We start from the raw sequence: 20,281 nt of genomic DNA on the forward strand, positions 1-20,281 counted from the left end.
GCTAGCCTGCGCCATCCCGCTTTGCGTACCGGAAGCCAGCATGTCCGATCAGGCCGCCATCATCGTCGTCTCCAGCCAGCAGCCCGCGCCTTTCGCGTCGGCGCTGGCCGCGACGAAAATGTTTCCGCTGATCGATTCGACGTGGGGCGAAGCGCTCGACGCGGTGGCGCGCGTACAGCCCGCGGCGGTGCTGGTTTCGGCCGCCGGGGCCGACATGCCGATCTTCCAGGCGCTGGCGAAGCGCCTCGGCGCCAAGCAGCCTTACGTGCCGCTGATCGCGATCGACCCGACCACCGCTTTGCCGGGCCAGGCGATTCCCTTCACATCCACCGCCGGCAGTTTCGATCGCCTGAGCGCACGGCTGCGCAATGCGCTGCGGGTCCGCACGCTGCATGCCACGGTGATGCGCCGCCTCACCCCCGAGAACGTCTCCCGCACGCCGTTGCAGACGCCTGACCCGCTCGAAGACGCCACGGTGATGCTGATCGGCCGTGGCGCCGGCTATCCCGCTTTGTCGGTGGCGCTCGGCGAACGGGTCGGCCTGGTCGGCGCGCTCAGCATCGAATCCGCCGCCAAGCATCTCAACACCCGCGACCTCGACGGCATCGTGATCGGCGAAGGCTTCAGCCTGCGGGTCGTCGATGCCTTCCTCACCGTGCTGGCCGAGGACGCCCGGTTCCGCAACCTGCCGGTGGTCGTCAGCGCGCCGGGTCTTTTGCCGAGCTATAACCTCGCCAATCTCGAAATGACCGCCGGCGACGCCGCCGAAGTCGCGGCGGTCGCACTGCCGCTGATCCGCCAGCACGCGCTGGAAGTGCGACTGAACCGCAGCCTGAAGGCGATCGAATCGGATGGGCTGCTCGACGCCGCGACCGGATTGCTGACGCAAGCCGCGTTCGAACGCGACCTCGCCACCGCGGTCTATCAGACGCAATCGCGCGGCGGCGGCCTGTCTGCCGTGCGGTTCTCGTTCGACTCGATTCCGGAGCGCGTCCGCCACGATGCCTCGCGCATTCTGAGCCGGCTGATGCGCAAGATGGATTTCGGCACGCTGCGCGACGACGGTTCGATCATCGTGGTGTTCGCCGAGACCGATCTGCGCAACGCGCACATGATCGCCAAGCGGTTGTCCAGCGTGATGAAGCACACCATGCACGGCCCGAAACGCGACCCGCGCAACGATCCCAACCTCACGCTCGCGGTGCTGCTGCCGACCGACACCGCCAAATCGATCCTGGCGCGGTTGCATGGCGAAGCCGCGCAGCGCGAAGCCTCGTAAAATTCCGAACTCAATTCGGAACGACTAATACAGGTCTGCATTGTAAAGCATCTACAATGGAGACGACCATGAAAAAGCTCGCACTGATCACCGCTTCGCTCGCCCTTCTCGCCACCCCGGTTCTCGCCCAGACCGCGACGACCACCACCACGACGACGGGCATGGCGCCTGCGGATGCCAAGTTCTCGACCGTGGCCAAGGACGAGATGTTCAGCTCGAAGCTGAAGGGTCTCAACATCACCAACCAGAAGAACGAGACCGTCGGCGAGATCACCGATCTGGCCTTCAAGAACGACAAGATCGCAGCCATGATCCTGTCGGTCGGCGGTTTCCTGGGTATGGGTGAGCACTACGTCGCTGTCGCCCCCTCTTCCGTCAACGTCAAATATGACGAGAAGAACAACAAGTGGATGGCGACCATGAACACCACCAAGGACGCGCTGAAGGCGGCTCCGGAATTCAAGTATCCGAAGTAAGCTTAGCACTTCAACGAACGAAGGCCGTCGGCAGCAATGCCGGCGGCCTTTTTCGTTTAGCTGCAACAAACTCGGCCGTCATCCCCGCCGAATCGCAATTGCGTTTCGGCTGGAGGCGCCGTCGCGAAGCGACGGCCTCGAAGGATGTGCCGCGAGCGCCGAACATGCCTCCTTCGAGGCTCGCCCTTTCGGGCGAGCACCTCAGGATGACGGCGGAGATCGTAGCTGCAACGGTTACGCCGCCTTTCTCTTCTCCGCCAGATTGGCCAGCGCACGCATGATCTCGGTCGCGCCTTCGAGGCGTTCTTCCGGCGTATCCCATTCCTGCAGGAACACCACCTTCATGTCCGGACGCACCTTGGCGGCGTTGCCGTAGGAACGGATGAAATACACCAGCCGATCGGGCTGCGCGAACTTGTTCTCGCGGAAGGTGATGACCATGCCCTTCGGGCCGGCATCGACCTTCTCGACATTGGCCCTCCGACAATACGCCTTGATCGCCGCGATCTTGAACAGATAGCGCACCTCGTCGGGCAGCACGCCGAAACGGTCGCGCAGCTCAGCGGCGAAATTGTCGATCTCGTCGTCGGTCTCGAGATCGGCGAGCCTTCGATACAGCGACAGACGCACCGCGAGGTCGTTGACGAAGTCTTCCGGAATGAGCACCGGCATGCCGACCGTGATGCTCGGCGACCAGCGGTCCTCGACCGGCTCGGAGATGCCGGATTTGAGGGCGAGGATCGCCTCCTCCAGCATCGATTGATACAGTTCGAAGCCGACTTCCTTGATGTGGCCCGACTGTTCCTGGCCGAGCAGATTGCCGGCGCCGCGGATATCGAGATCGTGCGAGGCGAGCTGGAAGCCGGCGCCCAGCGTCTCCAGCGACTGCAGCACTTTCAGCCGACGCTCCGCCTGCGCGGTGACCTTGGCCTGCGCCGGCAGCGTGAATAGCGCATAGGCCCGCAGCTTGGAGCGGCCGACGCGACCGCGCAACTGGTAGAGCTGCGCCAGGCCGAACATGTCGGCGCGGTGCACGATCAAGGTGTTGGCGGTCGGAATGTCCAGTCCGGATTCCACGATGGTGGTCGACAGCAGCACGTCGTATTTGCCGTCATAGAAGGCGGACATGATGTCCTCGATCACCGTCGGCGCCATCTGGCCGTGCGCGACGGCGACCTTCATCTCCGGAACGTGCTTGTCGAGGAAGTCCTTGACGTCGGCAAGGTCGTCGATGCGCGGCACCACGTAGAACGCCTGACCGCCGCGGTAGCGTTCGCGCAGCAGTGCTTCGCGGATCATCAGGGGATCGTGCGGCGCCACGAAGGTGCGGACCGCAAGGCGATCGACCGGCGGCGAGGCGATGATCGACAGATCGCGGACGCCGCTCAAGGCGAGCTGCAGCGTGCGCGGGATCGGTGTCGCCGACAGCGTCAGCACATGGACGTCGGCCCGGAGCTGCTTCAGCCGCTCCTTGTGGGTGACGCCGAAATGCTGCTCCTCGTCGACGACGACGAGGCCAAGATCCTTGAACTTGATCGCCTTGCCGAGCAGCGCATGGGTGCCGACCACGATGTCGATCGTGCCGTCGGCGATGCCCTTCTTGGTCTGGCTCATTTCCTTCGGCGTCACCAGCCGCGAGGCCTGCGCGACATTTACCGGAAAGCCCTTGAAGCGCTCGGTGAAGTTCTTGGCATGCTGGCGCGCGAGCAGCGTGGTCGGCACCACGACGGCGACCTGTTTGCCTTCCAGGGCCACGGCAAAGGTCGCGCGCAACGCCACCTCGGTTTTGCCGAAGCCGACGTCGCCGCAGATCAGGCGGTCCATCGGCCGACCGCTTTCAAGGTCGCCGAGCGCTGCATTGATCGCGCTCTGCTGGTCCTCGGTCTCCTCATAGGGGAAGCGCGCACAGAACTCGTCATAGAGATGCGGCTGCACGACGGTCTTCGGCGCCTCGCGCAGATGGCGTTCGGCGGCGATCTTGATGAGCTCGCCGGCAATCTCGCGAATCCGGTTCTTCAGCTTCGCCTTGCGCGCCTGCCAGCCGGAGCCGCCGAGCTTGTCGAGTTCGACATTGGTGGCATCCGAGCCGTAGCGCGACAGCAGTTCGATGTTCTCGACCGGCAGAAACAGCTTGGTCTCGTTGGCGTAGCGCAGCTCGAGGCAGTCATGCGGCGCGCCGCCGACCTGCAGCGTCTGCAGACCGACGAAGCGGCCGATGCCGTGCTCGACATGCACGACGATGTCGCCGGCGGCGAGCGAGGTGACTTCGGAAATGAAGTTGTCGAGCTTGCGCGTCGCCTTGCGCGGGCGAACCAGGCGATCGCCGAGAATGTCCTGCTCGCTGATGACGGCGATCTGGTCGGTCTCGAAGCCGGACTCCATGCCGACCACCGCCAGCATGGTCTGGTTGCGCGGCGTCGCCAGCACGGTGCGCCAGGAGTTCACGCTCTGCAGGTTCAGGAGCTTGTGGTCCTTGAGCATGCTGCCCATGCGGTCGCGCGAGCCTTCGCTCCACAGCGCCACCACGACCTTCTTGCGCGCCGCCTGCAGCGCCTCGATATGCGCGACCACGGCCGCGAACACATTGACCGAGGCATCGGCGCGCTCCGGCACGAAGTTTCGCCCGGCGCGGGCGCCAGCATCGACGAAGCCCGCGCTCTGCTCGGGCACGGCATAGGGCGTCAGCCGCACCAATGCGACGCCGGTGAGACGATCCTGCCATTCGTCCTGCGTGAGATAAAGCCGGTCGGGCGGCAGCGGCTTGTACACCGCGCCGCCGCCGGGAATTCCCATCGCCTCCCGGCGCGCCTCGTAATAGTCGGTGATCTGGCGAAAACGCTCGGAGGCCGCCGCCTCGCCTTCCGGCTCGATCGCGATCGGGGTGCCGTCCAGATAGTCGAACAGCGTATCCATCCGCTGCTGGAACAGCGGCAGCCAGTGCTCCATGCCGGGATGGCGGCGCCCCTCACTGACGGCTTCGTACAAGAGATCGTCGCGCTCCGGCGCGCCGAACTGCGCGACATAGCCCATGCGGAAGCGCTTGATGGTTTCGGTGACGAGCTGAAATTCCGAGATCGGCACCAGGTCGAGCGCGCGCATGTCGAAATGGGTGCGCTGGGTCTCGGGATCGAAGCTGCGGATCGATTCCAGGCTGTCGCCGAAGAAGTCGAACCGCACCGGCTGGTCGAGGCCGGCAGGGAACAGGTCGAGGATGCCGCCGCGCACGGCGTATTCGCCGGGCTCGCGCACCGTCGAGGAGCGGTTGTAGCCATTGTGCTCCAGCCAACTGATGATCGAGTCCATCGGCACGACATTGCCGGGCGCGACCGACAGCGCCTGCGCCGCAACGCCCTCGCGCGCCGGCACCCGCTGCACGATGGCATTGACCGTGGTCAGCACGATCAGCGGCTTCTCGCTGCCGGTCAGGCGCGACAGCCGCGCCAGCGCGGTGAGCCGCTGCGCCAGCACGCCGCCATGCGGCGAGACGCGGTCATAGGGCTGGCAGTCCCAGGCCGGAAACTGCATCACGCCGAGGTCGGGCGCAAAAAACTCCAGCGCCCGGGCGAGATTCTGCATCCTTGTGCCGTCGCGGCAGACCACCGCGAGGCTGACCGCCGGCGGCTTCGGCCGGGCGGCGATGGCGCGGGCGAGGTCGGAGACGATCAGGCCCTCGGCGCCCTCGGCGACATTGGCAAAAGTCAGTGCGCGCCCGGGCGCAAGCTGCGCCGCGGGAGAGACGGTCGGCGCCTTCATAGAGACTTGTCCATATTCCGGAAGCTCTTGATGCGCTCGAACAAGGGGGTATGGAACTCCGGCGCCAGCCGGGTTTCGCCGACGAAGGCCGGATAGAGGTCGGGATCTTCGAGGCTGATCAGCGCCTCGAGCTGGGTCAGTTCCAGATCCGCCAGCAGGCCGATCTCGGCGTCGGCGAAGGTGCCCAGGATCAGGTCCATCTCGCGGGTGCCGCGGTGCCAGCAGCGGAACAGAAGCCGCTTGCGGCGATCATCCAGGCCGCCGCTCGATCGTGTCGTACCGGTCATAGGTCCATCCCGTGCAACGCCAAAAACCCGGACGTGCCGGGCAGGCTGATATAGCCCCCGGGCCCGGTGCTGTCAGCACCTGTTCTCGCATTGCATTCGTCCCAAAATGCATTCAAGTCTCGGCCATACCGCCGGCCCATGAGCCCGAACCGATCGCCTGAGTCGCAATGCGCCCTGAATTGCTCAATCCGCTGTTCGTTCCGGTCACCACCATCCCCGGCATCGGCCCGAAGATGGACAAGCTGCTGCGCTTTTTGCTGGGCCGCGACGAGACCCCGCGGATCGCCGACCTGTTGCTGCATCTGCCGGTCAGCGTGATCGACCGCCGCGCCCGGCCCAAGATCCGCGACGCCGAGATCGGCAAGATGGTGACGCTGGAAGTGACCGTCGACCGCCATCGCCCGGCGCCCGCCGGCCGCGCCCGCGCGCCGCATCTGGTCTATGCCTCCGACGACACCGGCGACGTGGTCATCACCTATTTCCGCGCCTATCCCGGACAGGTCGAGAAGATCCTGCCGGTCGGCGAGAAGCGCTTCGTCTCGGGCACCACGCAATTGTTCGACGGCGTCCTGCAGATCACCCATCCCGACCGCGTCATCGACGAGGAAGGCTTTGCGAAACTCAGCGGCATCGATCCGGTCTATCCGCTGACGCAGGGGCTGGCGATCGGCGCCCTGCGCAAGGCGGTCGGGCTGGCGCTGACCAAGCTGCCGGAGCTGCCGGAATGGATCAGCCCGGAAGTGCTGCGCCGCTGCAGTTTCCCGTCGCTGTGGGAGGCGCTGCATCGCGTTCATGTGCCCAATGAGATGACCGACGTCCTGCCGGAGGGTCCGTTCTGGTCGCGCCTTGCCTTCGACGAGTTGCTCGCCGGGCAACTGGCGCTGGCGCTGGTTCGCGCGCAGGTGCGCCGTCCGGCCGGCGACCGCAATGCCGGCGACGGCCATCTGCGGCACAAGATTATCGACGCCCTGCCGTATGCGCTCACCAAGTCGCAGCAGGAGGCGTCCGCCGCGATCGCGGAGGACCTGACCAAGCCGATGCGGATGCTGCGGCTGCTGCAGGGCGACGTCGGCTCCGGCAAGACCGTGGTGGCGCTGCTCGCCGCCGCCGCCGTCGCCGAGGTCGGCAAGCAGACCGCCCTGATGGCGCCGACCGAGATTCTCGCGCGCCAGCACATCAAGACGATCACGCCCTTGGCCGAACGCGCCGGCATGCGCGTCGCGATCCTGACCGGCCGCGAGAAGGGCCGCGAGCGCAAGGACATTCTCGCTCGCTTGGCCGCAGGCGAGATCGACATGCTGGTCGGCACGCATGCGCTGATCCAGGACGACGTGATCTACAAATCGCTGGCGCTGGCGGTGGTCGACGAGCAGCACCGGTTCGGCGTCCGCGAGCGGCTGACGCTGACCAACAAGGGCAGCGCCGTCGACGTGCTGGTGCTGTCGGCCACGCCAATTCCGCGAACACTCGTGTTGACGTATTTCGGCGACATGGACGTCTCGGAGCTGCGCGAAAAGCCTGCCGGCCGGCAGCCGATCGAGACCCGCACGATGTCGAGCAGCCGGCTGAAGGAAGTGATCGACGGCGTCGGCCGCCAGATCGCCGCCGGGAAGCTGGTGTACTGGATCGTGCCGCTGGTCGAGGAGTCCGAAATGGACGGCCCGAAGCTCACCAATGCCGAGGAGCGCTTCGACAGCCTGCAGCAATTGTTCGGCGACAAGGTGGGCCTCGTGCACGGCCGCATGCGCGGCGCTGACAAGGACGCGGCGATGGCGCGCTTTGCCGCCGGCGAGACGCAGGTCCTGGTCGCCACCACCGTGGTCGAGGTCGGCGTCGACGTGCCGGCGGCCACCATCATGATCATCGAGAACGCTGAACGCTTCGGCCTGTCGCAGCTGCACCAGCTACGCGGCCGCATCGGCCGCGGCTCGGAAGCCTCGAACTGCCTGCTGATGTTCCGCGAGCCGCTCGGCGAGATCGCCGCCAAGCGGCTCAAGGTGATCAAGGACACCACCGACGGCTTCCGCATCGCCGAAGAGGATCTGAAACTGCGCGGCGAAGGCGACGTGCTCGGCACAAGGCAGAGCGGCATGCCGGGCTTCCGCATCGCGCGCCCCGAGGTGCACGCGCAACTGGTGACACAGGCCCGCGACGAGGCGTTGCGCATCCTGCAGGACGATCCGAAACTGAAAGGCGAGCGCGGCGAGGCGCTGCGGTGCCTGCTGTATCTCTACGAGCGCGACGAAGCGCTGCCGCTGATCGGCGCGGGATAGAAGGCGGAATTGATCGATCCGTAATGTTCGCGCAATGTTAGGCAGGCAGTTTCCGAACAATATCGAGAAGGAACCTTGGCTGTGCGCGTTCTCCTGGTGGAGGATGAACCCGAAATGGCGGCAGCACTGGCGACAGCCCTCCGGGATCACGACATGGTCGTCGATCTGGTCGCCGACCTCGGTCTCGCCGAGGAAGCGCTGCGCATTGCCACCTACAGTGCGGTCCTGCTCGACCGCCAACTACCGGATGGCGACGGGCTCAAGCTGATTCCAAAACTTCGCGCATCGGGATTGCAGACCCCTATCATCGTACTTACAGCGCGAGGCGAGATTGCCGACCGCGTCGCCGGGCTTGACGGTGGCGCTGACGATTACCTGAGCAAGCCTTTTGCAATCGCAGAGTTGCTGGCGCGCCTACGGGCGGTGCTGCGCCGACCGGGCGATCTACCCGACGAAACTCTCAAACTGGGTCGTCTCGCCTATGACGGCGCCCATCGGCAGGCCAGCGTCGCCGGGGTCGCCCTGAACTTGCCGCGCCGGGAGCTGTTGGTGCTTGAAGCGCTACTGCGTCGCGCCGGCCGGACCGTCGCCCGTTCAGTGCTCGATGACGCGGTCTACGGCTTTGATGACGAGATCCAGTCGAACGCGCTTGATACTCATGTTTCGCGGCTGCGGCGCAAGCTTGCCGATGCCGACGCCGGCATCGAGATTCACGCGATCCGCGGCATCGGCTACCTGATCAACAGCCAGTCATGACCACGCTGACGCGGAATTCGCTGCGCTGGGTGCTGGTCCGCCGCCTGATCGTGCTGCAGGCGACCGTGCTCGCGATCTTGGTAGCCGTCGTGTTCGCCGCGTTGTGGGCCGGCGGCTATCTGGTTGCACCGGAGCCGGAAGATCGGACGCTCGACGCGATCAGCGACGCGATTGCGCGCGATACCTCGGGCGGCATCGTGATCCGCGAGACCCCGGCTTTGTCAAATCTTTACGCGGAAAGTCCGGATCTCTGGTTTCAGGTCCGGGACCGCAGCGGTCATGTCGCATCGGTAGGCAAGATACCTGCAGAATTTGCGCGGATTGGTGGCGCTCTCGACGAGATCGGACAGGCGCGTCTCGGCTGGACCGTCGGCGACGCGCCGCGCGCCCCGGCGCGCATGCGTTGGCTGGAAACCCCGGCCGGCGCGGTCCAGATTCTGACCGGCTCGGGCGCGACATTGCCCTGGCAATGGCTGGCCACCGCGGTCGTCAAAGTGCTGGCCAGCGTCATCTTGCCGATCGGGGCCATGATGGCGGTGACGACGCTGCTGGCGACGCCGATCGTGGTGCGACGCGCGCTGGACGGGCTGCGCCAAACCGCGGCGGAAGCTGTCCGCATCGACATCGACCGGCGCGCCACCCGACTTTCGCTCGATCAGGTGCCGCAAGAAATTGCTCCCTTGGTCCGGGCGGTCAACGACGCGCTGGCGCGTCTCGATGATGGTGTCGAGCGCCGCCAGCGTTTCCTGGCCAATGCGGCGCATGAAGTCCGGACGCCGATCGCCATTTTGCAGACCCGCATCGAAACCCTCGCGCCGGGGCCGCAGACCACGCGTTTGCTCGAAGACGTGAAGCGCCTCTCGGTGCTGGCCGATCAACTGCTTGACGTCGAGCGACTGGAGCAGACGGCAGCCTCGCACGCCATCGTCGATCTGGTCGGTATCGCGCGTCATGTGACCGCCGACCTCGCCCCGCTGGCCATCGGGGCCGGCTACGAGATCGCGTTCGAGACCACGGTCCCCCACGCCAAGATGCTCGGCGATGAAGGCGCCCTGCAGCGAGCGATCGCCAACCTCATCCAGAATGCGATCCAGTACGGCGGCCGCAGCGGCAGGATCGTGGTTCGCGTAACGCCGTCGAGCATATCGGTGACCGACAGCGGTGCTGGCATTGCGCCGGCCGATCGCGAGCGCGTATTCGAGCCCTTCTATCGCTCCAGTGCGGCGACACGCGGAGCGGGGCTGGGACTCAACCTGGTTCGGGAAATTGCTCGGTTGCACGACGGCCGGGTGGTGATCGACGACGGCGACGAGGGCGGCGCCTGCGTGACGATTTCGTTCGGCCAGCGAAGGCCGCACCTCTAAGAACGTCCGGTCATGACGGCGCGCGACATGCTCTGATCCTGCGGCATGTAATGTTCACACAATCTCCAACCTGCATACCGGCTGCGACACCGACGATCGTCGGTGACGTCACATTGCAATGGACCGTCTTCATGACCGCACGCAGCCTCCTCCTGTTTTTACGGACACTCGCCCTGTCACCTCGAATGGTTGGCGCAATCGCTCCGTCAGGGACCGGCTTGGCCAAGATGATGACACAGGAAATCAACGCCGCGACCGGACCGGTCCTCGAACTCGGGCCGGGAACGGGCGTCTTCACCAAAGCATTGCTGGCGCGTGGCGTCAGTGAGCGGGATCTCACGCTCATCGAATATGGATCCGACTTCATACGGACGCTGCAGTTGCGGTTTCCCGCCGCGCGTGTCCTCTGGATGGACGCCGCCTGGATCAATTCTCACAAGGTATTCGAGAACAACAGCTTTGGCGCCGTCGTCAGCGGCCTGCCGTTGCTCAACATCACGCCGACCAAGGTCGAGGCAATCCTGCGCGGCGTCTTCAGTAGCCTGAAAGAAGATGGCGTGATGTACCAGTTCACCTATGGCGTGAGCAGTCCCGTCCATCATGAACTTCTCGAACGGCTCGGACTGCACGCCTCCTGCGTTGGACGCGTCTTGCTGAACGTCCCGCCTGCCTCAGTTTACCGCATCGTACGCCGCGCGCCGAACGCCGGAGTGACGCCATGAACTTCGCTGCTGCGCACCTGCCGGATGCGCTCGTCGCTTGCATCGGCGCGGGACCGCTTGGCATCGGCTTGATCGGCCTGGCTGAAAAGCTGTGCCCGGTCGTGCCGTCCTATCTGCTCTTTGTCGTCACCGGCGTTGTCCTCGCTGCCGGCAATGGCAATCCGGTGCTCGCGCTACTCGCGGCCGCCGTGGGCTCAACGGCCGGCTCGCTATGCTGGTACGGCGCCGGACGTAAATTAGGCGAAACGCGAAGCAACGCCCTTGTTTCGCGTTTCGGACCCTGGATCCATCTTTCGCCAACGCGCTATCAATTTGCGGTCAATGCGTTTCACCGCAACCTGCTGACGATCTCGACCATCGGCCAGACCATCCCGGCCATGCGGGTCTTTCTCGCGGTTCCAGCGGGCGCAATCGGGGTGTCAATCAGCCGTTTCCTGATTGGTACCTTCATCGGCAGCGTAATCTGGACAGCGCCGCTCATCATCATGGGCTATTTCATCGGTACCAGCCGCGCTGACCCGGCGTCGGACGCCCTGCTGCTGATCGTCGTGCTTATCGCCCTCGAAGTCCTGGCGGTGACGATCTGGCGCCGATGGCGGCGGCGCAGGTAGGGACCGGCCCGCAGGGGCGACTACTCGACCTTCGCCGGCTCCTGCGCCACGGCGCCGGTGTTCGCCACGCGCGCGGCATTTGCCATCTCGGCCAGCGCCGCGATCTTCTTCTGCGGGTCGGAGCCAGGCTGCACCACGCCGGCCGACATGATCAGGGTCGCGGCATCCTCGGCGGACATGTCGATGTCGATGATCTTGCTCTTCGGCACGTAGAAGAAAAAGCCGGTAGTCGGGTTCGGCGCACACGGCAGGAACACCGAGATGTATTCGTCCTGGCCCGGCAGGCTGTTGCTGATCTCGACGCTGGGGGGCTGCGAGATCAGCACGATCGACCACATCCCCGGCGACGGGAATTCGACCAGACCGACCTTGCGGAAGCTCGAGCCGGAACCCGAGAACAGCGTCTCGAATACCTGCTTCAGCCCGCGATAGATCGCGCGCACCACCGGCATGCGGCCGAGCAGTTTTTCGCCGAGATCGACCAGCGTGCGGCCGATCAAATTGGCGGTGAGGAAGCCCAGCAGCGTCAGCGCCACGAAGGCGACGATCAGGCCGGAGCCGGGGATGTTGTAGGGCAGATACTGTTCCGGCCGATAGGCCTCGGGCACGAATGGCCGCACCAGGCCATCGACCCAGGTCACGAACCACCAGGTCAGGTAGAAGGTGATGGCGACCGGGCCGGCGACGATCAGGCCGGTGAGAAAGTAGGTGCGGATGCGGCCCATGAAGCCGCGCGGCGTCTCGGGCACGGGATCACCGACGGGCATCGTCGGCGGCAGGTCGTTGCGGTCCATCAGCGTTCCAAATCCAGGGGCGCGGCGCGCATGGTGGCGCCGTTCGCGTTCGCCGACATCCTAGCAGCTTTTCGCCGCTGCGGTGCAAAGTTGCCGCGCGGCAAAGAGCCGTTGACGGCCGGGATTTCCCGGCGTCCCGCAGATGCGCCCTATTCCACCGTGACCGATTTTGCCAGATTACGCGGCTGGTCGACGTCGGTGCCCATGATGACGGCCGTGTGATAGGCCAGGAGCTGCACCGGAATGGCATAGACCATCGGCGTGAAGGTCGACGCCATGTCGGGCATGACGATGGTCACCAGCGACTCGACTGTGGCCTCCTCCGCGCCCTTGGCGTCGGTCATCAGGATGATCCGGCCGCCGCGCGCCGCGACTTCCTGCATGTTTGACACGGTCTTCTCGAACACCCGGTCGAACGGCGCGATCACCACCACCGGCATGTTCTCGTCGATCAGCGCGATCGGCCCATGCTTGAGCTCGCCGGCGGCATAGCCCTCGGCATGGATGTAGGAAATTTCCTTCAGCTTCAGCGCGCCTTCCAGCGCCAGCGGGTAGCTCGTGCCGCGGCCGAGATAGAGCACGTCCTGGCATTTGGCGATGTCGCGGGCGAGCTTCTCGATCAAGGGCTCGGTGGTCAGCGCCTCGGCCATCAGGCGCGGAATCTCGACCAGGCCATGCACCAGCTTGGCTTCGTCCGCATCCGAGAGTTCGCCGCGCGCCTTGCCGGCAGCGACCGCGAGCGCGGCCAGCACCATCAGCTGGCAGGTGAACGCCTTGGTCGAGGCGACGCCGATTTCCGGGCCAGCCAGCGTCGGCATCACCGTCTCGCTCTCGCGCGCAATGGTCGAGGTCGACACATTGACCACCGACAGCGTGTGCATGCCCTGTTCCTTGGCATAGCGCAGAGCTGCGAGCGTGTCGGCGGTCTCGCCGGATTGCGAGATGAAGATCGCCAGATCGCCCTTGCGCACCGGCGCTTCGCGGTAGCGGAATTCGGAGGCGACATCGAGCTCGACCGGCACGCGGCCGAGCCGCTCGAACCAGTATTTGGCGACGTAGCCGGCGTAGCTCGCCGTACCGCAGGCGGTGATCGAGATGCGCTGGATGTCCTTGAAGTCGAACGGCAGCTTGACCGGCAGCGAGACGCGCTCGCTGGCCATGTCGACATAGCGCGCCAGCGTGTGGCCGACGACTTCCGGCTGCTCGTGGATTTCCTTGGCCATGAAGTGGCGGTAGTTCGCCTTGTCGACCATGAAGCTTGAGGCGCCCGACTTCAGGATCTCGCGCTTGACGACCTTGCCGTGCTCGTCGTGCACCACCGCGCCCTTGCGGTTCAGGACCACCCAGTCGCCATCCTCGAGATAGCTGATGTCATCGGTAAAAGGCGCCAGCGCGATGGCGTCGGAGCCGAGATACATCTCGCCGTCGCCATAGCCGATCGCGAGCGGCGATCCCTTGCGGGCGCCGATCATCAGGTTCGGGTGCCCCTCGAAGATGAAGGCCAGCGCGAAGGCACCGCGCAGCAGCGGCAGCGCCTGCTTGACGGCTTCCTGCGGCGAGGCGTCGTTCATGACGAAGGAATTGACCAGATGGGCGACCACCTCGGTATCGGTCTCGCTGGCGAACACCGCGCCCTTGGCTTCGAGCTGCATCCGCAACTCACGAAAATTCTCGATGATGCCGTTATGCACGACGGCGACGCCGCCCGCGGCATGGGGATGGGCGTTGGCAACGGTCGGCTTGCCGTGCGTGGCCCAGCGGGTATGTCCGATGCCGATATGGCCGGTCAGCGGCGACTGGGCGAGCGTGGCTTCGAGGTTCTTCAATTTGCCTTCGGCGCGGCGGCGCTCGAGATGATCGCCCTCCAGCGTCGCCACGCCAGCGGAATCATAGCCGCGATATTCCAGCCGCTTCAGCGAATCCACGATCTGGTCCGCTACGGGACCGCGTCCCAAAATTCCGACAATGCCGCACATGCGGGTACATCTCTCCGAGGTATTAAAGTGCCAGAAGACTCCGGCCTCTCTTAGCGAGAAACGCCAAGGTCTTGTTACTCAATTATTATTGCCGATTGAGACAGATTTCGGCGGATCTGCCCCGGATTTTGCGCGGCGGGTTTAACAGCTCATTAACGGCTTTGGCGGAGCTTCTCCATACCGGAGGTAGCGCCATGAGAGATCCTCGCGAACCCAGGTCGCCGTCCCAGAGCCGGCTGGCGCATTGGCCGCCGCCGGTGCGCAGCGCCGAGATCCTGCGCAAGTTGATCCGGCAGCCGCATGCACCGGACGAGCCCGTCAACCGCGCGGTGCGTCGCGGCTGGCGGCTGAAACGCGAATTATTCTCCGACGAGGAATCATGACCAGGCTCATTTCGGCTTTTTGGCCGCCATCCGCTCGTCGCGAAACCGCTTCGCCCAGCCATCCTTGACCGCCACCGGGCTGCGTTCGAAGGCCAGCGCGTCGTCCGGCACATCGCGCGTAATCACCGAGCCGGAGCCGATATAAGCCCCGGCGCCGATCGTCACCGGCGCCACCAGCGACGAGTTCGAGCCGACGAAGGCGCCGGCGCCGATCGAGGTCTTGTGCTTGTTGAAGCCGTCGTAATTGCAGGTGATGGTGCCCGCGCCGATATTGGCGCCGGCCCCGATATGGGTGTCGCCGATGTAAGTGAGGTGATTGACCTTGACCCCGGCCTCCAGGATCGCGGCCTTGGTCTCGACGAAATTGCCGATCCGCGCGCCGTCCCCGACCTTGGTCCCCGGCCGCAGCCGCGCATAGGGGCCGATCGAGGCATTCCGGCCGATCGCGGCCTGCACCAGATGCGAGAAGGCGTGAATCACCGCGCCGTCGGCAATGCTGACGCCCGGCCCGATCACCACGTAATGCTCGATCGTGACGTCGCGGCCGAAACTGGTGTCGGCGGCGAGATAGACGGTTTCGGGCGCGATGATGGTGACGCCGGCGTCGAGCGCCGCCTTGCGCAATCGCGCCTGCATGATCGCCTCGGCCTCGGCGAGCTGCGCCTTGGTGTTGATGCCGCGGACCTCGTCTTCGGCGGTCTCGATCACGCAGGCCTGCAGGCCCATCGCGCGGACCACTTCGACCGCATCGGTCAGATAGTATTCGCCCTTGCTGTTCGCCTTGCCGATCTTCTCGATCACGGCCAGCGCGGTCCTGCCGTCGAACGCCATCATCCCGGCATTGCACAGATCGACCGCTCGCTCCGCGGGCGTGGCGTCGGCATGTTCGCGGATCGCCACCAACTGGTCGCCCTCGACCAGCAGCCGGCCGTAACCGGTCGGATCCTTGGCGCGAAAGCCCAGCACCGCCAGCGCCGCGCCGGCCTTCAGCGGCGCCCGCAGACGTTCAAACGTCTCGGCCGAGATCAGCGGCGTATCGCCGAAAGCGACCAGCAGATCATCGGCGCCGTTGGCAATGGCTTGTTTGGCGGCGAGCACGGCATGCGCGGTGCCGAGCCGTTCGCGCTGGATGAACGTCGCCGCATCCGGCCGGGCGCGCGTCGCCTCATCGGCTACCGGCTGGTGGTCCGGGCCGACCACCACGGCGAGCGCCGATCCAGGGCCGGCCGGGGCAGCGCCAAGCACATGGGCGAGCAGCGACTGGCCGGCGACCTGATGCAGAACCTTCGGCGTCGACGAACGCATCCGTGTGCCCTCGCCGGCGGCGAGCACGATGGTCAGGCTGGTTCTGCCGGTCATCCGAATCCCCGTGTTGTGCGCGCAGCGCGCAGCCGCCCTCCATAAAGCGTTTTCGAGCAAAGAGGAAAGCGGTTTTACCGCATCCATCGCGCGCGGAACTCAGGTTACGCCGTGGTTTCCTGTATTGTTGAAGTGTGATTCGAATGGGCGCAGCGGGCGCCCGGGAAGCACCAAGGCGGGTATGGCAGACGATCGCGACAAATGGGCCGATACGCTTTCGGCCGAGCCTGCCGGGGGCTGGCTGACGGGGCTTGTGGCGGAAGAAGATACGTTCGACCGCCGCACGCTGTGGCGGCTGGGTTCGTGGGGCGCCGGCGCCGTGGCTGCCGTGATCGTGGCCGTGCTGGCCAGCCAGTCGCACTCAAAGCTCCGCCGCGAACAGGGCGCTTCCGCCCAATTGATGGCGCAGCAGTCGCAGCAGATCCAGTTCGTTGCCAAAGAGACCCAGAACGAGGCCCGGCGGCTGTCGCAGGCGATCGAGACGCTAAACGGCGACCGCGACCGGCTGTATTCCCGCGTCACTTCGATCGAACAGGGGCTCGAATCGGTGACCGGCTCGATCAAGCGCCAGGCCGTGGCAACGGCTCCCCCGGCCCTGCCTGCCCTCCCACCTGCCCTGCCGCCTGCCACCCTGTCGGCTGCCGCCCTGTCGGCTGCCACCGTCGAACCTGTCCTGCACGTCAATGCCGTACCGTCGATGGCGCCCGCGCCTTCGATGCCGCCGTCGCCACCGCCGTCGATCGCGCCAGTGACCGTCGTCGCGCCGGTTGAGCCACCGCGGCCGTCCGCTGCCGCTTCGATAGCGGCTTCCGCGCCGCTGATGGCCCCGAAATCGATCTTGGCGCCCCCCGACGCCACCGCCGCCCGTCTCATCGAACCGCCATCGCCTGAACCCGCCAAGGCACCGGACACCACGGCTTCCGTTCATCCCATAGCACCCGAGCCGGCCGCGATCTCGGAGCCTGGCGCAACGCCGGTGCCGCGGACCGAATTCGGCGTCGATCTCGGCGGCGCCAATTCGGTGGAAGGTCTTCGCGCCTTATGGCGCGGCCTCGCCAGCACCAGGGAACTGAACGGGCTGCGCCCGGTCATGATCATCCGGGAGCGCAATGGCGGCTATGGCATGCAACTGCGGCTAATTGCCGGCCCGCTTGGCGACGCGGCCGCCGCCGCCCGGCTCTGCGCCGTGCTGATCGAAAGCAAGCGGGCCTGCGAAACCGCGGTGTTCGACGGCCAGCGGCTGGCGCTGAAGAACGACGCGCGGCCGGAAGCGGCACCGCCGCCGCGCCGCCGCGCCGCGCCAAAGCAGGAACGCACCGAGCGCGCCCCGCCGCCGCCGCCCGCCGAAGAGCCGGCACCGCCGCCGAAGCCGGCCTCCACGCTGAGCTCGATCCTCGGCCTGCGCTAGCAGCGAAACACCTCCACCCGACTGCCGGGTTGTCCCGCAGCGCGATCCGAACCATAGTCAGGCCATGAAAAAAGATCCGTTCCGCCTCACCGCCCGCCAGGTTCAGTGGCTTCTCATCGTCGGCTTCGTCAGCGTCGGCTATGCGATCTATTTGCGTTACATGGCGATCGAATTGTCGTCCGTGGCGCTGGCCTGCGACGCAGGCCTGCCGACCATGCTGTGCAAGACGCGGCTGTTGATGACCGCGCTGTTCAAGAGTTCGGTGTTCGGCATCGCGGCGGTGGTGATCGCGGTGCTCAACCTGATGCGGCCGTCGATCGTGCTGTTGACCGGCGCCATCGTCGCCGCCGGCTTCGGCATCGTCTTGTACAATATCGGCCTGTCGGGCCTGGCGATCGGGCTGCTTATTCTGGGATTTGCACGGCCCGCGCCCGCCACAGCGTAATGGCTAACAACAGGTAGATCGCGCAGGTCCACAGCGACTGCCAGTTGTCCGGCCCCTCGTTGAAGCCGATGTAGACCACCGACAGCGCCAGCACGCCGGCGAACACCGATTCGGCGATCGGGCGATCGCCGTGCTGCGGGCGGTTGACCAGCATCAGTCCGGCAAACGGCACCACGGCCATCGTCAGCGCGGCGAAGGGGAAATCGCGGTAGCGCGGATCGAACACGAAACCGAGCGCGGTTTCCGCGCCGACCAGCGCCGTCACCGCCAGCGTCAGCCCGAGCAGCACGGTGAGGAACGAGCCCGTCCGGTACGGCTTGGGGCCTAACAGTTCGAGGAACGTCGGCAGCGCGCGGCCGGACATCGTGAAATAGGCGCAGAGCAGCGGCGAGGCCACGCCGGCCGCCAGCAAGCCCCCCCAGCGCAGCACCACGCCGGTGCCAAAACTCTCATAGACCAGCTTGTCAAAGGCGACGCCGAGCAGGATGCCGGCGGAGGTCGCCGAGATCGCCACGGTGATCCAGGCCAGCAGCCGCGGCGTCCACGGACGCCTGCGCAGCGCGAGCATGCCGACGGCGAAGGTCAGGAAACTCAGTCCCAGGCCGAGGCCCATCTGCAGCTTCCACGCCGGATAGTTGGTGATCGGCACACCGGCCGGGTATTTCAGCGCGCGGGCATCGGCATCGATCAGGCCCCAATAGCCGCCGACCGTGCCTTCGAGATTGCGTTTCCACGGCTGGTCATAGGCCTCGATCAGATTGACGCGGAAGTTTTCCTTCTTGGCGAGATCGAGGATTTCCGACACCACGCGCGCCTGGTTGGCCCGCGACGGCAGCGCGCCGTCGCGCATCCGTCCGGCGCTCGGCCAGCCGGTCTCGCCGATCAGGATTTCCTTGGCGGGGAACGCGACCGCGACGCGCTTGCGGATCGAATCGACATGGGCGGCGGCGTTCTTCGCCCGGATCGGGAAGTCTTCCCAATAAGGCAGGATATGGATGGTGAGGAAATCCACAGCGTCATAGAGTTCGCGGTTCTTCAGCCAGAATTCCCAGACATCGGCATAGGTGACGGGAACCTTGACCTGCGATTTCACCGACCGGATGTTGGCGGCCAGATCCGCGGCGGTCATTTCGCCGCGCAGCAGCACTTCATTGCCGACCACGACGGCGCTGATGGTGTTCGGATATTCCTTGGTCAGCTGCACCGCGATGGCGATCTGGGCGAGGTTCTTCAGCCGGTTGCTGCCGAGCCAGATCCCCTGGATCACCTTCAGGCCGACCTTGCTGGCCAGTTCCGGGACCTGATCGAGGCCGTTCTCGATCGAATAGGTCCGCACGCATTTCGAGATCTTGGCGAGTTGGGCCAGATCCTGCGCCATCTGCTCGGTCGAGATCATCGTGGTGGGAACGAGCGGGGTCTGCTCGCCCCGGAACGGCGCGTAGGACACGCATTCCAGCTTGTCGGCGGGATCGATCGGCGCGCGCGCCAGCGAGACGGGTGTGGCCAGCCACCACCAAACCGCCGCGATCGAGCAAAGGGATAACAGGAGAAGCGCCAGCGGCGTGCGATAGGAAATCGGTTCCGTCCTCCATAGACGTCCGTCGATTAGCCCGTCATCGCCGTTCTGCCAAGAGCAGCTTGCAGGCAATCACAGCCACGTCGTCGCAGTTGCTCGCGGATTGATCACAAACTTCGTACATTGCTGGACAAAATCCAAAATGTCCGTCATGGGATTCAAGCGCGGTCTCCGCCGTATTGGGGACCTAATTAAGCGGCATCTGACACGGGCGTCATCGGCGCTCTGGCAGACAACCTTATCGGGGACTTCATGCGTCGACTGGTGTTCGGGTTCCAAAAGTCGGTTGTTCGCGGCGTCGCCGTCTCTGCCCTGGCCATGCTGCTTGGCGTCAGCGGCGCCGTCGCGCAAAGCGCAGCCCAGGAGCAGAAGCCAGCGGCCAACGCACCCACCCCGGCCGATGTCGCCCGCGACAGCCAGAAGAAGACCGACGAATTCGTCGAAGCGACCAATTCCATCAACGGCCCCGCCGGCAACCCGGAATGCGTCTGGCTCGGCCGGCGCGTCGTGGTGCTGATGTGGCGCGACGATCTCGATACCGCGTTCCGGCATCTCGATCTGTATGACCGGTTCGGCTGCCCCGGCGGCCATGTGCAGGCGACGTTCCGCTGCCTGGTCCGGTTCGGTGCGCTCGATCCGAAAGTGCCGGACAGCCTGAACGGCCGCGTCCACGCATGCTGGATCAATCCGAGCGCGCAGCCGCAGAATGCCTCGATCATCCCCGTCACGCCCGCGCCGAGCGGCGGTGCCGCCCCGGCGCCCAGTGCGGCGCCGGAGCCCAAGCCGGCCGACGCGCCGAAGTAATAAGGCGGCGTCGGA

At 65.6% G+C, this 20,281-nt stretch carries 17 protein-coding genes; 11 read left to right on the plus strand and 6 right to left on the minus strand.

The window, feature by feature from the left end:
- Positions 1–40 precede the first annotated feature (40 nt).
- Together FIU28_RS15020 and FIU28_RS15025 are read left to right on the plus strand one after the other, a co-directional pair.
- Complete coding sequence (locus FIU28_RS15020) at positions 41–1,279, plus strand: GGDEF domain-containing protein (RefSeq protein ID WP_143574039.1); 1,239 nt, start codon at positions 41–43, stop codon at positions 1,277–1,279.
- A gap of 68 nt (positions 1,280–1,347) precedes the next feature.
- Entirely contained in the window at positions 1,348–1,755 is a 408-nt protein-coding gene (locus FIU28_RS15025) for a PRC-barrel domain-containing protein (protein WP_143574040.1), read from the plus strand.
- A gap of 234 nt (positions 1,756–1,989) precedes the next feature.
- Here the strand turns inward: FIU28_RS15025 and mfd are convergent, their stop codons facing one another.
- Positions 1,990–5,508 (minus strand): transcription-repair coupling factor, encoded by a 3,519-nt coding sequence (gene mfd, locus FIU28_RS15030; protein WP_143574041.1) that lies wholly within the window; start codon positions 5,506–5,508, stop codon positions 1,990–1,992.
- On the minus strand, positions 5,505–5,795 hold the full coding sequence (locus tag FIU28_RS15035) for an FAD assembly factor SdhE (protein WP_143574042.1): 291 nt from the start codon (positions 5,793–5,795) through the stop codon (positions 5,505–5,507). Before FIU28_RS15035 ends, mfd begins: the two co-directional genes overlap by 4 nt.
- Before the next feature lie 167 nt (positions 5,796–5,962).
- Between FIU28_RS15035 and recG the strand changes: the two genes are divergently transcribed.
- The 5 genes from recG (at position 5,963) to FIU28_RS15060 (ending at position 11,521) form a co-directional block, all read left to right on the plus strand.
- Entirely contained in the window at positions 5,963–8,068 is a 2,106-nt protein-coding gene (gene recG / locus FIU28_RS15040) for an ATP-dependent DNA helicase RecG (protein ID WP_143574043.1), read from the plus strand.
- An 81-nt stretch (positions 8,069–8,149) separates the two neighbouring features.
- On the plus strand, positions 8,150–8,824 hold the full coding sequence (locus FIU28_RS15045) for a response regulator transcription factor (protein ID WP_143574044.1): 675 nt from the start codon (positions 8,150–8,152) through the stop codon (positions 8,822–8,824).
- On the plus strand, positions 8,821–10,188 hold the full coding sequence (locus tag FIU28_RS15050; protein WP_143574045.1) for a sensor histidine kinase: 1,368 nt from the start codon (positions 8,821–8,823) through the stop codon (positions 10,186–10,188). Before FIU28_RS15045 ends, FIU28_RS15050 begins: the two co-directional genes overlap by 4 nt.
- A 131-nt stretch (positions 10,189–10,319) precedes the next feature.
- A complete protein-coding gene (locus FIU28_RS15055; protein ID WP_143574046.1) occupies positions 10,320–10,910 on the plus strand; it encodes a class I SAM-dependent methyltransferase in 591 nt (196 codons plus the stop codon).
- Positions 10,907–11,521 carry a DedA family protein gene (locus tag FIU28_RS15060; protein ID WP_143574047.1) on the plus strand — a complete coding sequence of 205 codons (615 nt, stop codon included), beginning with the start codon at positions 10,907–10,909 and terminating at the stop codon, positions 11,519–11,521. Before FIU28_RS15055 ends, FIU28_RS15060 begins: the two co-directional genes overlap by 4 nt.
- A 20-nt stretch (positions 11,522–11,541) precedes the next feature.
- Here the strand turns inward: FIU28_RS15060 and FIU28_RS15065 are convergent, their stop codons facing one another.
- Positions 11,542–12,315 carry a DUF502 domain-containing protein gene (locus FIU28_RS15065; protein ID WP_143574048.1) on the minus strand — a complete coding sequence of 258 codons (774 nt, stop codon included), beginning with the start codon at positions 12,313–12,315 and terminating at the stop codon, positions 11,542–11,544.
- Positions 12,316–12,464: 149 nt separating this feature from the next.
- Entirely contained in the window at positions 12,465–14,291 is a 1,827-nt protein-coding gene (glmS, locus tag FIU28_RS15070; protein WP_143574049.1) for a glutamine--fructose-6-phosphate transaminase (isomerizing), read from the minus strand.
- 194 nt (positions 14,292–14,485) lie between these two features.
- Between glmS and FIU28_RS15075 the strand changes: the two genes are divergently transcribed.
- Positions 14,486–14,674, plus strand: coding sequence for a hypothetical protein (locus FIU28_RS15075; protein ID WP_143574050.1), 189 nt, complete (start codon positions 14,486–14,488; stop codon positions 14,672–14,674).
- Positions 14,675–14,680: 6 nt separating this feature from the next.
- Here FIU28_RS15075 and glmU read toward each other — a convergent pair whose 3' ends face one another.
- The gene (gene glmU, locus FIU28_RS15080; protein WP_143574051.1) at positions 14,681–16,033 is read right to left on the minus strand and encodes a bifunctional UDP-N-acetylglucosamine diphosphorylase/glucosamine-1-phosphate N-acetyltransferase GlmU; all 1,353 of its coding nucleotides are present in this window, start codon (positions 16,031–16,033) and stop codon (positions 14,681–14,683) included.
- A gap of 181 nt (positions 16,034–16,214) precedes the next feature.
- Here glmU and FIU28_RS15085 point away from each other — a divergent pair, with 181 nt between their 5' ends.
- Together FIU28_RS15085 and FIU28_RS15090 are read left to right on the plus strand one after the other, a co-directional pair.
- Entirely contained in the window at positions 16,215–17,441 is a 1,227-nt protein-coding gene (locus FIU28_RS15085; RefSeq protein ID WP_143574052.1) for a hypothetical protein, read from the plus strand.
- Between the two features lie 64 nt (positions 17,442–17,505).
- On the plus strand, positions 17,506–17,886 hold the full coding sequence (locus FIU28_RS15090; protein WP_143574053.1) for a hypothetical protein: 381 nt from the start codon (positions 17,506–17,508) through the stop codon (positions 17,884–17,886).
- Here the strand turns inward: FIU28_RS15090 and FIU28_RS15095 are convergent.
- Complete coding sequence (locus FIU28_RS15095; RefSeq protein WP_143576210.1) at positions 17,846–19,492, minus strand: glycoside hydrolase family 17 protein; 1,647 nt, start codon at positions 19,490–19,492, stop codon at positions 17,846–17,848. The genes FIU28_RS15090 and FIU28_RS15095 overlap by 41 nt on opposite strands.
- Positions 19,493–19,714: 222 nt before the next feature.
- Between FIU28_RS15095 and FIU28_RS15100 the strand changes: the two genes are divergently transcribed.
- Complete coding sequence (locus FIU28_RS15100; protein ID WP_143574054.1) at positions 19,715–20,266, plus strand: beta-1-3, beta-1-6-glucan biosynthesis protein; 552 nt, start codon at positions 19,715–19,717, stop codon at positions 20,264–20,266.
- Positions 20,267–20,281 lie beyond the last annotated feature (15 nt).

It is taken from the genome of Tardiphaga sp. vice154 (genome assembly GCF_007018645.1).
Classification (GTDB): domain Bacteria; phylum Pseudomonadota; class Alphaproteobacteria; order Rhizobiales; family Xanthobacteraceae; genus Tardiphaga.